7 protein-coding genes are annotated in these 13,641 nt (G+C 72.1%); 6 read left to right on the forward strand and 1 reads right to left on the reverse strand.

Translation table 11 applies throughout. The annotated features are described in order from the left end of the window. The 6 genes from FJ309_11300 to FJ309_11325 all read left to right on the forward strand — a co-directional run bounded on the left by FJ309_11300 (position 1) and on the right by FJ309_11325 (position 11,977). Complete coding sequence (locus FJ309_11300) at positions 1–2,985, forward strand: hypothetical protein (protein ID MBM3955182.1); 2,985 nt, start codon at positions 1–3, stop codon at positions 2,983–2,985. Next, positions 2,982–6,266 carry a DUF4976 domain-containing protein gene (locus FJ309_11305; GenBank protein ID MBM3955183.1) on the forward strand — a complete coding sequence of 1,095 codons (3,285 nt, stop codon included), beginning with the start codon at positions 2,982–2,984 and terminating at the stop codon, positions 6,264–6,266. Before FJ309_11300 ends, FJ309_11305 begins: the two co-directional genes overlap by 4 nt. A 316-nt stretch (positions 6,267–6,582) precedes the next feature. Then, the gene (locus tag FJ309_11310) at positions 6,583–9,312 is read left to right on the forward strand and encodes a hypothetical protein (GenBank protein ID MBM3955184.1); all 2,730 of its coding nucleotides are present in this window, start codon (positions 6,583–6,585) and stop codon (positions 9,310–9,312) included. 131 nt (positions 9,313–9,443) lie between these two features. Next, positions 9,444–9,695, forward strand: coding sequence for a DUF485 domain-containing protein (locus FJ309_11315; GenBank protein ID MBM3955185.1), 252 nt, complete (start codon positions 9,444–9,446; stop codon positions 9,693–9,695). Between the two features lie 6 nt (positions 9,696–9,701). Continuing rightward, positions 9,702–11,450, forward strand: coding sequence for a cation acetate symporter (locus tag FJ309_11320; protein ID MBM3955186.1), 1,749 nt, complete (start codon positions 9,702–9,704; stop codon positions 11,448–11,450). A 14-nt stretch (positions 11,451–11,464) separates the two neighbouring features. After that, positions 11,465–11,977 (forward strand): N-acetyltransferase family protein, encoded by a 513-nt coding sequence (locus tag FJ309_11325; protein MBM3955187.1) that lies wholly within the window; start codon positions 11,465–11,467, stop codon positions 11,975–11,977. A gap of 156 nt (positions 11,978–12,133) precedes the next feature. Here FJ309_11325 and FJ309_11330 read toward each other — a convergent pair whose 3' ends face one another. Continuing rightward, the gene (locus FJ309_11330) at positions 12,134–13,600 is read right to left on the reverse strand and encodes a Gfo/Idh/MocA family oxidoreductase (GenBank protein ID MBM3955188.1); all 1,467 of its coding nucleotides are present in this window, start codon (positions 13,598–13,600) and stop codon (positions 12,134–12,136) included. Positions 13,601–13,641: the final 41 nt, after the last annotated feature.

Genomic DNA, 13,641 nt, shown 5'->3' on the forward strand with positions numbered 1-13,641 from the left:
ATGAGCCGTTCGATCCCGCTGCTCGCCGCCGCGGTGTGCTGCGCGCTCCAGGCAGTGCCGGTGGCCGCGGCCCCCGCGGCCCGGCCGCCGAACGTCGTCTTCTTCCTCTGCGACGACCTCGGCACGGGGGACCTCGGCTGCCTCGGCGCCGGGGAGATCCGCACGCCGCACATCGACGCGCTGTTCGCCCGCGGCACGGTGCTCGCCCGCCACTGGGCCGGCAGCGCCGTCTGCGCGCCGAGCCGCTGCGTGCTCATGACCGGCCGGCATCCGGGCCACGGCGCGGTGCGCAGCAACCGCGAGGTCAAACCCGAAGGGCAGGCGCCGCTCCCCCCGGGCACGACGACGCTCGCCGGCCTGTTTCGCGCCGCCGGCTACGCCACCGGCGCGTTCGGGAAGTGGGGCCTGGGGGCGCCGGGGAGCGGCTCCGAGCCGCTCGACTGCGGCTTCGAGCGGTTCTTCGGCTACAACTGCCAGCGCGAGGCCCATACCTATTACCCGCAGCATCTGTGGAGCGACCGCCAGCGCGTCGCGGTCGACAATCCCGCCGTCCCGCGCGGGGGTACGGTGCCGGCCGATCCCCCTCCGGGACGCGAGGCGTTTGCCCCCTTCCTCGGCACGACCTACTCGGCCGACCTGATCGCCGAGCAGCAGTTGGCGTTCGTCCGCGCCCACGCCGCCGAGCCGTTTTTTCTCTACGTCCCGACGACGGTGCCCCACGTCGCCCTCCAGGTGCCCGCCGACGAACCGTCGCTGGCGGAGTACGAGCGCGTCTTCGCCGACGAGACCCCCTACCTCGGCGGCAAGGGCTACGTTCCCTGCCGCCGGCCGCTGGCGACGTTTGCGGCGATGGTCACGCGGCTCGACCGTGAGGTCGGACGGCTGGTCGCCCTCCTCGGCGAGCTGGGCCTGGCCGACGACACGATCTTCGTGTTCACCAGCGACAACGGCGCGACGATGCCGGGCGTCGGTGGGTTGGACACGCCGCGGCTGCGGAGCAACGGGGCGCTGCGCGACTGGAAGGGCTCGCCATACGAAGGGGGCCTGCGCGTGCCGACGGCGGTCGTCTGGCCCGGGCGGATCCCCGCCGGCCGGCGGATCGAGACACCGACCGGCTGCGAAGACTGGCTGCCGACGCTCCTCGACCTGGCCGGGCTCGGTGACCGGATTCCCGCCGGGCTCGACGGCACGAGCCTCGCGGGGCCGCTCACCGGCGCCGCGCCAGCGCCCGCGGAGCGGATCCTGTACCGCGAGCTCACCGAGGCGCGCTGGCAGGCGGTCCTCGCCACCGGCCGCGACGGAGAGTGGAAGGCGATCCGCCGCGCTGCCGGCCGCGACCGCGCCGACGAGGCGCGGCCGACCGAGCTCTACGACCTCGCGGCCGATCCCGGCGAGGCACACGACCTGGCAGCGGCGCGGCCGGAGATCGTCGCCCGTCTCGAGGCGCTCCTCGACCGAGAGCACGTTCCCCATCCCGACTGGCCGCTGCCGTTCGCCGACGCCGCTGCCCGCGCCCGGCGCGGCGCCGGCACCGGTCGGCGTCCCAACATCCTGTTGGTCGTCGTCGACGACCAGTCGCCGTTCGACCTGCGCTGCTACGACCCCGCCTCGCGCCTCGAGACGCCGGTCATCGACCGGCTGGCGCGCGGGGGGATGGTGATCGACGCCGCCTACCACATGGGGTCGTTCTCCGGGGCGGTGTGCACGCCGAGCCGCCACATGCTGATGACCGGGCGAACACTGTGGCACCTCCCGATCGGCCCCGGCGGCCGCCGCGCGGCGCCCGCCGGGCCCGCGCGCTGTCCCCCCGACATCGCCGAGCAGTCGCTGGCCGCCGTCTTCAACCGGGCCGGCTACGACACGATGCGGACCTGCAAGCAGGGCAACAGCTACGAGGGGGCCGACCGGCTGTTCACGACGCGGCGCGACGCCACGAAGCGCGGCGGCTCGGCCGACGACGGGAGCGCTTGGCACGCCGAGCAGGTGCTCGCCTGGCTCGACGGGCGCGCGGCGGCGGGCGACGACGATCCGTTTTTCGTCTTCTTCGGCTTCTCCCATCCCCACGACACGCGCGACGGCACGCCGGAGCTCCTCGCCCGCTACGGCGCCTCCAACCACGCCGACCCTGCCACGCTCCCGGCGCCCGGGGCCCGTGCGCCGCCGCTGCCGGTCAACTGGCTCCCGCGCCATCCCTTCGACGACACCGACATGCGCGTCCGCGACGAGATCGCCGTCAGCGGCGTGTGGGAGCGGCGCGACGAGCGCACGATCCGCAACGAGATCGGCAGGCAGTTCGCCTGCAGTGCGAACATCGACGCCCAGCTCGGCCGCGTCCTCGACCGGCTCGAGGCGACCGGGCAGCTGGCCGACACGTGGGTGATCTACACCTCCGACCATGGCATCGCCATCGGCCGGCACGGCCTCCAGGGGAAGCAGAACCTCTACGAGCACACCTGGCGCGTCCCGCTGGTCGTGAAGGGGCCAGGCGTCCGCCCCGGGTCGCGTGCCCCTGGCAACGTCTACCTCCTCGACCTGCTGGCCACGGCCTGCGACATCGCCGGCATCCTCGTCCCCGCGACGAACGAGGGGCGGAGCTTCCTCCCGGTGCTCCGCGGCGAGGTCGACCGGGTGCGCGACCGCCTCTACGGCGCCTACTGCGGCGGGGCGAAGCCCGGGATCCGCAGCCTCAGACGCGGCGACTGGAAGCTGGTCAAGTACCAGTCCGGCCCCGCGGCGGTCGTCGAAACGCAGCTCTTCGACCTCGCCGCCAATCCGCACGAACTGCTCGCCGAGCATGCTGGGGCCGAGGTCACGGCGCTCACGGGGCGCTTTGGCCGGGTGCCCGGTGGCAACCGGGCCGCCGACCCGGCCGTCGCGAATGTGCGTGCGGAACTGGAGCGGGAATTGCTCGCCGAGATGGAGCGGCTCGACGACCCGTTCCGGTTCGCCGACCAGCCGGCCCCGGCCGGCAAGGAGACGCGATGAGGATTCCCCGGGCGCTGTTTACCTGCGCGGCGGTGCTGCTCGTGGCCGTGCCGGCCGCGGCTGCCGAGCGGCCCAATATCCTCTGGCTCGTCGCCGAGGATCTCCCCCCGCGCCTCGGCTGCTACGGCGACGCCCTCGCCCGCACCCCGGTGCTCGACCGGTTGGCCGCCGAGGGGGTCGTCTTCGAGCGCTGCTATGCGCAGCCGGTCTGCGCGCCGTCGCGGTTCACGCTCGTCACCGGGCTGCCGGCCGCCGCCTGCGGGCCGGCCCAGCACATGCGCGCAAGCGCCACGCTTCCCCCGGGCGTCGCCGGCTTTCCCGAGCTGCTGCGCCGCGCCGGCTACCACGCCACCAACAACGCCAAGACCGACTACAACACCGCGCTCGATCTCGCCGCGACCTGGGACGCCTCGTCGAAGCGCGCCACCTACCGCGATCGGGCCGATCCACGGCGCCCGTTCTTCGCCGTCTTCAACCACGAGACGACCCACGAGAGCTGTCTGTTTCCCGAGACCGACGAGCTGCCGTTCGCGGCCACGCCGCCGGCGGCGGTGACGCTCCCCCCCTACCTGCCCGACACGCCCGAGCTGCGCGCCGACCTGGCACGGCAGTATGACCGGATCGCGCTGCTCGACCGGCAGATCGCCGAGAAGCTCGCCGAGCTCGAGGCGTCGGGGGAGTCCGACGACACGATCGTGTTCTTCTACGGCGACAACGGCGGCGTCCTTCCGCGGAGCAAGCGCTTCCTCCATTCCAGCGGCACGCGCGTGCCGTTGATCGTGCGCTTCCCGCCGAAGTGGGCCCACCTCGCCCCCGCGGCGCCGGGGAGCCGGATCGCCGACCCCGTCGGCTTCGTCGACTTCGCGCCGACCGTGCTGGCGCTCGCCGGCGTGCCGATCCCGGAAGCGCTCGCCGGCCGGCCGTTCGCCGGGCCGTCCCGCGTTGCCAACGAGTACGTGTTCACCACGCGCGACCGGATGGACGAACGGCTCGACATGGTCCGCGCGGTGATGGACCGGCGCTGGCTCTACATCCGCAACTTCCGCCCCGACCTCCCCTTCGTCCAGCCGCTGGCCTACATGTTCCGCGCCCGCGGCTACCGCTCGTGGGCCCGGGAGGCCCGCGCCGGCACGCTCACCGCCGCCACGGCAGCTTACTGGGGCGAGAAGCCGACCGAGGAACTGTACGACATCGATGCCGACCCCGGCAGCACGGTGAACCTCGCCGCCGATCCGGCGCACGCCGCGACGCTCGAGCGCCTCCGCGGGGCGCTCCGCGGGCAGATGCGCCGGATCCGCGACAACGGCCTCGTTCCCGAGGGCTCGGCGTCCGAGGGGTTCGCCGCCGCCCGTGACGAAGACCGGTTCCCGGCGGTGCGCGCGCTCGACGCCGCCTGGCTGGCGGCCGAGCGCGACGCGGAGGCGCTCCCGCGCCTCGCGGCACTCGGTGCCGATTCCGCCGAGCCGGTCCGCTGGTGGGCCGCGCAGGGGCTGGCGATGCTCGCCAAGCGCGCCGGTCGCGATGCCGACCTCCAGGGTCGCCTCGCCGCGGCGCTGCGCCCGCTCCTCGACGACCCGAGCGGTCCGGTCCAGGTGGCCGCCGCCGAGGGGCTCGCCGCAGCCGGTGCGGTGCCCGAGGCCCTGGCGGCACTCGGTCGGCGGATCGAGGGGCCCGATCCGTGGTGCGCCGTCGCGGCCGGCAACGTCGTCGACCGGCTCGGCAGGACCGCGGCGCCGCTCGCGCCGGTCCTCGCCCGGTTCCTCGCCCGGCCCGAACAGGACCCCGCGGAGAAGCGCCCCGCCGCCGTCCGTTACCCCGGCGACATCGCCGCCCATGCCCTGGCGGTGATCCGCGGCGAGACCGAGGCGCTCGAATACCCGCCACCGGCGGCCTCGGCCGCCGCGCACGACGCGACCGGCGCGCCGTGGAACGTCGTGTTCATCCTCGCCGACGACCTCGGCTGGACCGACCTGGCGGTGCAGGGCTCGGGCTACTACCGGACGCCGGCGCTCGATCGCCTCGCGGCCGACGGAATGCGGTTCTTGTCGCACCACTCCTGCCCCAACTGCCAGCCGACCCGTGCGGCGCTCCTCTCCGGCCAGTACCCGCCACGGACCGGCGTCTACACCGTCGGCGGCATCGACCGGTTCGATTGGTCGGCACGGCCGCTACGGCCGGTCGACAACGTCGTCAAGCTGCCGCTCGACCGCCAGACGCTCGCCGACGCCCTGCGCGGGGCGGGGCGGGCCACCGCACTGTTCGGCAAGTGGCACCTCGGCGACGACGACGACCACCATCCGCTGGCCCGCGGGTTCGACGAGGCGCTGGTGACAATGGGGAAGCACTTCGGCTTCGTGACCAAGCCGCCGGTCGACCATCCCGAAGGGGAGTACCTCGCCGACTTCCTCACCGACCGGGCCTGCGACTTCATCCGCCGCCATGCGGCGGAGCCGTTCTTCCTCTACGTCCCGCACTTCGCCGTCCACGGGCCCCACGACGCCAAGGAGGATCTCGTCGCGCGGTTCCGCGACCTCCCCGCCGTCGGCGGCCACCACGACCCGGTCTACGCGGCGATGATCGCCAGCGTCGACGAGAGCGTGGCGCGAATCCGCCGCCAGCTCGAGGAGTCGGGGATCGCGCGGCGCACGGTGGTGATCTTCTCGAGCGACAATGGCGGCGTCGGTGGCTACGTCCGCGAGGGGCTCCGCGAGTCGGGTGGCGTGACCGACAACCTTCCCCTGCGGAGCGGCAAGGGGAGCCTCTACGAAGGGGGCACGCGCGTCCCGCTGCTCGTCTCCTGGCCCGGGGTCACGCCGGCCGGCGCGACCTGCAGCGTCCCGACGATCCACGTCGACGTGTTCCCCACGCTCCTGGAGATCGCCGGCGCGCGGCCACCGGCGCAGCGGCTCGACGGCGTGAGTCTCGTGCCCCTGCTCCGTGATCCCCGGGCGACGCTCGACCGCGACGGGATCTACCAGCATTTCCCCGGCTACCTCGGCGCCGACGAGCGCCGTGGCACGTGGCGGACGACCCCGGTCGGTTCGATCATCGCCGGCGACTGGAAGCTGCTCGAGTTCTTCGAGGATGGCCGCCTCGAGCTCTACGACCTCGCCGCCGACCCCGGCGAAACGCGGAACCTCGCCGAGCGCGAGCCGGCCCGTGCCGCCGACTTGCACCGCCGGCTGGTGGCATGGCGGGAGCGGGTCGGCGCGAAGCTGCCGACGGCCAACGAGCGCGCCGCGCCCGCACGCCCCGCGAAGGCCGGTGCGGCGGGCGACTGACGCCGCCGCCACGCCGGGATTCAACGCGACACCGCGCCGAATCTGCGCGCCTGTTGCTTGCGGCGGTGGCGAACGGGTGTAGGAATGGAGGAACCGGTCCGGGAGCGTGGCGCGTGGGGGCAGCCGCTCTGGAAGGTGGACCGGTCTCTTCTCCTGTCCGGAACTCCATCCATGAACGGAGGCCCCCATATTCTCGCGCGCATGGTTCCACGGTCGATTCTTCGGCAATGACGACGCCGCCCCCCGCAGCGGGGCGGCTCCCCGGGCGACGCGGCAGCAGCGACGCTCGGCGACCCGCCTCGCGGGCCGGGAACGGTTGGCGTGCGAGTCACTCGAATCGCGGGCCCTGCTCGCCGGCGTCGTGCCCGGTTACTCGGTGAGCGATTTCTGGGGCAGCGGCTTCCAGGGGGCGATCACGCTCGACAACCAGACCGCCGCCGCGATCCCCGACTGGAAACTGTCGTTCGACTCGACGGCGACGATCACGTCGATCTGGGACGCGAAGATCGTGTCGCGCGTCGGCACGACCTACACCGTCGCCAACGTCGGCTGGAACGCGACGATCGACGCCGGCAAGAAGCTCGGTTTCGGGTTCGTCGCCACGCCGCCGACCGCGGGCGTGCTGCCGCCGGCGCCGACCGGCTGGGTGCTCAATGGCGCGGCGCTCGGCGGCACGGCGCCGGCGCTGCCGGTGGTGTCGGTGGCGGGCACGAGCGTGGCCGAGGGAGCCGCCGGGAGCGGCGGCCGGGCCGTGTTCGCGGTGACGCTCTCCCGGGCAGTGAGTACGCCGGTGACGGTGAGCTACGCGACGGCCAACGGCACGGCGACGGCCGGCAGCGATTACACCGCGGCCACCGGCACGATCACGTTCCCGGCTGGATCGACGCGGCAGGAGGTGGCCGTGGCGGTGATCGGTGACGCGACGGTCGAACCCGACGAGACGTTCGCGCTCAAGCTCACCGCGGCGCAGGGGGCTTCGCTCGGGCAGTCGACCGCCCACGCCACGATCACCAACGACGACACCCCGCCGGCCGGGCAGGGGGTGACGGCGACGTTCTCGATCGTCAACCAGTGGCAGGGGGGGTTCCAGGGGCAGGTGACGTTGAGGAACGGTGGCCTGACGGCCCTGGCCGGGTGGCGGTTGGGGTTCACCGCGCCATGGTCGATCAGCTCGTTGTGGAACGGCACGATCGACGGCCGGACGGCGGTGTCCGGCGGGACGAGCTACGTCGTCCGTGACGCCGGCTGGAACGGCGCGGTGCCCGTCGGTGGTGCGGTGAGCTTCGGGTTCTCCGCCACCACCACCGCCAGCACGGTCGCCGCGCCGACGAATTGGACGCTCAACGGCGCGCCGTTGGGGGGAACGACGCCCCCACCCGCGCCGCTGGTTCCTGTGGTGACAGTGGCCGGCGCGACGGTGACGGAGGGGGCCGCGGGGGCGACGGCGCGGGCGCTGTTCGCCGTGACGCTGTCGCAGGCGGCGACGGCGCCCGTGACGGTGAGCTACGCGACGGCCAACGGCACGGCGACGGCCGGCAGCGATTACACCGCGGCCACCGGCACGGTCACGTTCCCGGTCGGCTCGACACGGCAGGAGGTGGCCGTGGCGGTGATCGGTGACGCCCAGGTCGAGTCCGACGAGACGTTTTCGCTCGTGCTCACCGCCCCGCAGAACGCCACGCTCGGGCAGGCCACGGCCACCGGCAGGATCGTCAACGACGACGTCGCGCCGCCCCCCGATCCCGGCACCCTCCCGATCGCCCGCCACGACCGGGTGCTGGCGGCCTACTTCCCCGAGTGGGGCATCTACGGCCGCAACTTCCAGGTCGCAGACGTCCCGGCCGAGAAGCTCACCCACCTCATCTACTCGTTCCTCGACCTCAAGAGCAATGGAACGGTGGCGCTGTTCGACAGCTACGCCGCCGTCGAGAAGCGCTTCCCGGCCGGGGAGACGGTGAGCGGGGAGGCCGACCTCTGGTACTACCCGCCGGGGGATCCGCGCGCCACGCAGACGGTGTGGGGCAACTTCAACCAACTCGCCCAGCTCAAGGAGAAGTACCCGCATCTCCGGGTCAGCATCGCGGTCGGCGGCTGGACGCTGTCCGACCACTTCAGCACCGTCTGCTCGACGGCGACGGGGCGCGAGACGTTCGCCGCGTCGCTGGTGAAGTTCCTCGAGACCTACCGGATGTTCGACGGCATCGACTTCGACTGGGAATACCCGGGGGGGGGCGGCGAGGGGGGCAACTCGGCGAGCCCGGCCGACGGGCGGAACTACGCCCTGCTGCTGGCGACGTTCCGCGCCAAGCTCGACGGCCTCGAGGCACGCACCGGGAGGCGCTACGAGATCTCGGTTGCGGCGCCGGCGGGGGTCGACAAGATCGCGAACTTCAACGCCGCCGGGTTGGCCCCGTCGGTCGCGTTTTTCAACGTCATGACCTACGATTTCCACGGAACGTGGGAGACGACCACCGGGCATCTGGCCGCGTTCACCGCCGATCTGGCCGGCTACGACATCCGCACCGCCGTCGCCGCCTACGCGAAGGCCGGCGTCGATCCGCGGAAGATCGTCCTCGGCGCGCCGATGTACACGCGCGCCTGGAAGGGGGTGATCGACGGCGGCGACGGCGGCTACGCCGAGAAGTCGGCGGGGGCGGCGCCGGGGAGCTTCGAGCCGGGCAACTACGACTACAAGGAGTTGTTGGCGAAGCTCCAGGCCGCCGGAAGCACGTGGAAACTCCACTGGGACGATCGCGCCCAGGCCGCCTATCTGTACAGCGGCACCGAGGGGATCTTCAGCTCGTTCGAGACGCCGACGACGATCGCCCAGAAGGCGCAGTGGGCGTCCGATTCCGGTCTCGGGGGGATGATGTTCTGGGACATCTCCAACGATGCGACGACATCGCCCGAGAGCCTGCTCACGGCGGCCTACTCGTCGTGGGTGATCGACGAGAGCTTCGCCTCGATCCGCTCCCGGAGCCGGCTGACAGGCGAAACGATCATCGGCGGCGACGGCGTGATCACGCCGCTCGCGCCGGGTTGGTGAGCGCCGCGGCATGATCCGGCACGACGGTGGCCCGCGGCGGCGATTTCCCGCGCCGCGGGCTGCCGCCGCCGGCGGCCACTCGGCAGGCTACAATCATTTTTCCGATGAACTCCTCGGGGGAATGACGCGGCATGCACCGACCGGGCGACGGCCAGCCACCGACGACCCCCGCCGGCCGGCGGACGGGGCTGGCGCTGTTCTGGCTGTACGTCGCCCTGTACGGCGGGTTCATGGCGCTGGTGCTGGTCCGCCCCGACCTGCTGTCGAAGCGCCCCTTCGGCGGCGTGAATCTGGCGATCGCCTACGGGATGGGGTTGATCGCCGCCGCCTTCCTCCTCGCCGTCCTCTACATGGTCCTGCGCTCGGACCGTTCCGGAGGGTGACGGCCGATGCTCCACGAGACCTCGGCGACCGCCGTCGCGATCTTCGCCGCTTTCGTGCTCGGCGTCCTCGGCCTGTCGTTTTTCCTCGGTCGCAAGGGGCAGTCGGCGGCCGGCTACTACGCCGCCCACGGTCAGATCCACTGGTTCGTCAACGGCATCGCCTTCGCGGGGGACTATCTCTCCGCGGCGTCGTTCCTCGGCATCTGCGGGATGATCGCCTTCACCGGCTACGACGGCTTCCTGTACTCGATCGGATTCCTCGCCGGCTGGATCGTCGCCCTGTTCGTGATCGCCGAGCCGATCAAGGCGCTCGGCCGGTTCACGTTCGCCGACGCGCTCGACGCGCGCTTTCGCAGCCGCGGCATCAAGCTCGCGGTGGCGATCTCGACGTTGGTGGTGAGCGTCTTCTACCTGATCCCGCAGATGGTCGGGGCCGGGTCGCTGATCCGGCCGCTTCTCGGACTTCCCCACGAGGCCGGGGTGATCCTCGTCGGCGTCACCGTGACCCTGATCGTCGTCACCGCGGGGATGGTTTCGACGACGTGGGTCCAGTTCATCAAGGGGTCGCTGCTGGTGTTTTTCTGCGGCGTCCTCACCGTGTTGATCCTCCAGCGCGGCCTGAAGGAGAATGCCGGCCGCCCCGGCGTCGAGGACCTCACGCCGCAGGTCCGCACCGTGACCCCCGCGGGCGCCGTACTCGTCGACGGGGTGGCGCAATCGCGCGACCACGACCTCCGCCCCGTCGGGACGATCGCCGCCCTGCCGGAGCGGTTCGCCGGGCGGCGCGAGACCGGGCCGCTGGGGGCGCTTGAATACCTCGCCGTGCTCGAGGACTCGTCGATCGTCACCTGGGCGGGAAAGAAGGCCGCCACCGCCGCCGGCACCGAGACGACGTTCACCCCCGTCGTCCGCTCCGGGGCGGAGCTGCTCAAGCCGGGGGGCTCGTTCAAGGGACTGACCACCGGCAGGCTCGCCGACCGGCTCGACTTCGCCAGCCTGATGCTCGCGCTGTTCTGTGGCACCGCCTCGCTGCCGCACATCCTCATCCGCTACTACACCGTCAAGGACGGCGAGGCGGCACGGCGCAGCACCGTGGTGGGGATCGCCGCGATCGGCGTGTTCTACGTCCTCACCCTGTACCTCGGCCTCGGGGCGATGACCTCCGGGGCCCTCGACCCGACCGACACCAACATGGCGGCGCCGCTGCTGGCCAAGAGCTTCAACGACACGCTGTTCGCGGTGATTTCGGCGATTGCCTTCACCACCGTGCTCGGCACCGTGAGCGGATTGATCATGGCGGGGAGCGGCGCGGTGGCCCACGACCTCGTCGAGCACGTCCTCGGCGTGGCGATGACCGACCACGAGAAGGTTCGCTGCGGCAAGGTCGCGGCCGTCGTCCTCGGCGTCGTGGCGATGGGCCTCGGGATCGTGTTCCGCGACTTCAACGTCAGCTTCCTCGTCGGCTGGGCGTTCAACATCGCCGCCAGCGCCAATCTCCCGGCGCTGGTGATGCTGCTGTTCTGGCCGCGGACGACCAAGCAGGGGATCATCGCGGCAGTCACGGTCGGGATGCTGTCGTCGCTGGCGTGGATCCTCCTCTCCGCCGACACCTTCGAGAAGGTCTACGGCTGGCCGCGCGAGGCGGCACCGATGCCCTTCAGCCAGCCGGGTCTGGTGACGATCCCGCTGGGGTTCGCGGTCCTCGTCGCGGTGTCGCTGCTGACGGCGCCACGGCCGGCGGAGGGGAGAGCGTGAGCGGCGATCCCGGCGTGATCCGCTGTGCCCCACGGCACCTCGGGGCGATCCGCGAGATCTACAACGACGCCATCGTCGGCACCACCGCCCTCTACGAATACCACCCGCGCAGCGCCGAGACGGTCGCGGCCTGGTGGGACGGCAAGTCGCGGGCGGGCCTGCCGGTGCTCGGCATCGAGGCCGACGACGGGGCGCTGGCCGGGTTCGCCACCTGGGGCCCGTTCCGTCCCTTCCCGGCGTTCAAGTACACCGTCGAGCACTCGGTCTACGTCCACCCCGCCCACCGCGGCCGCGGTGTCGGGCGCCGGTTGCTCGCGGCGATCGTCGCCGAGGCGACGGCACGCGAACTGCATCTTCTCGTCGGCGGCATCGACGCCGACAACGTCGCCAGCAAAACGCTCCACCGCCGGGCGGGGTTCGCCCACGCCGGCACGATCCGCCAGGCGGGGTTCAAGTTCGGCCGCTGGCTCGACCTCGAGTTCTGGCAGCTCCACCTCGCCGGCCCGGAGCGACCCGTCGACGGCTGACCGCGATCCGGTCGGTTCGCGGCCCGTGGCCCAGGGGGTCTCGGCCACCGGCGCACCGGGAAACCCTCGGCGTGTGCCGCGGTCGCCTGCGTGGACTGCGTGAGCCGGCCATCCCGCGGCCGGTCAGGGCCGGAGAGGGCCTCGTTCACGGACAGTTCAGACGCGCGGCAGTTCGTAGCCCTTGCGGTATTCCTTCGTGAACAGCGCGTTGGCGGCGCTGTCGAGGGCCCGTTCGGCCTTCGGGTCGATCTCCAACTCGCGGCCGAGGAACAGCTTCGTCTCGGCGAAGTCGACTCCGTTCTCGGCGAGATGCGCCTCGAAGCCCTCGAGCGTCTTCTTCACCGCCGCCTCGTTGGCGGAAAGCGTGGGCCGCGTGCCGGCCGGCACCGCCGTGCCGAGCGCCCAGGAGACGTTGCCGAGGTGGGCCAGGGCGCTCGACAGATGGCCGTCTTCGATGTCGAGGACGAGGTCGGTGTGGTTACGGCTTTTGATCGCGGTGACGAGGTTGGCGAAATGGGCCTGGCTCGAGCCGCCGCTCCACTTCCCCAGTTCGTGGCCGTCGTAGTCGAATGCCACCCCCGACTGGTAATTGGTCGACACCGCGTAGCCCTCGGTGCCCCACCAGATGTTGCCGACTGCGAGCGGCCCGCCGGCGAGCCCGAACGTGACCGGCGTCTTGATCTCGAGCCCGCGGACATCGGAGATGAGCAGGGCGTCGTCCCACTGGAAGAGAGTGACCTGGCTGTTGGCGACGTCGCCGTTGTCGCGGTAGCCGAGGCGGCCGCCGAGGCTGACGACGCGGCGGGGGAACTCGGCCTTGCCGAGTCCCCAGCGAGCCTTGTCGAGCTCGTGGGGGTTTTGGTTGCCGATGTCGCCGTTGCCGGTGCGCTTGTCCCAGTGCCAGTCATAGTGGAGGCGCTGGCGGATCGGCACCTCGGCCGGCGCCGGGCCGGCCCAGAGGTCGAAGTCGAGCCCCGGCGGCAGCGGCGCCGGCGTGTCGACCAGACCGATGCTCGGGCGGCGCTTGTAGCACAGCGCGTGGGCGACCTTCACCGCCCCGAGCTTGCCGCTGCGGACGAAGTCGATCGTCTCGCGCATCCCGGTCATGCTCCGGCTCTGCGCCCCCATCTGGCACATCTTCCCGAGCTTCCGTGCCCACTGCGTGATCACCCGTCCCTCTTCGACGGTGTGGCTGCAGGGCTTCTCGACGTACACGTCCTTGCCGGCCTGCATCGCCCAGATCGCCATCAGCGCGTGCCAATGGTTGGGCGAGGCGATCGACACCAGGTCGATGTCCTTCCGCTCGAGGAGCTTGCGGATGTCCTTCTCGTACTGCGGCGGGCGCTGGAGCGACGCGAAGCGCTTCTCGTACTTGCCGAACGCGGCCGGGTCGCAGTCGCAGATCGCCGCCAGCTCCGTCTCGGGGTGGGCGAGCCACTGCGAGATGTGCTCCCCACCGCGGCCGTTGGTGCCGACGACGGCGACGCGCAGCTTGTCGTTGGGCCCGACGCGGCGCGGGGTGGTGGCGGGCGCCTCGGCGGCGCCACCCCGCGGCATCCCGGCGAGCGACGCGGCGGCCAGGGCCAAGGTCCGTTCGAGCATGTCACGGCGGCGGATCGTCATGGTTCACCCTCCCCTCGGCGTCCGGATCGAACACGAGCGGA

Source organism: Planctomycetota bacterium, from assembly GCA_016872555.1.
GTDB lineage: Bacteria > Planctomycetota > Planctomycetia > Pirellulales > UBA1268 > F1-20-MAGs016.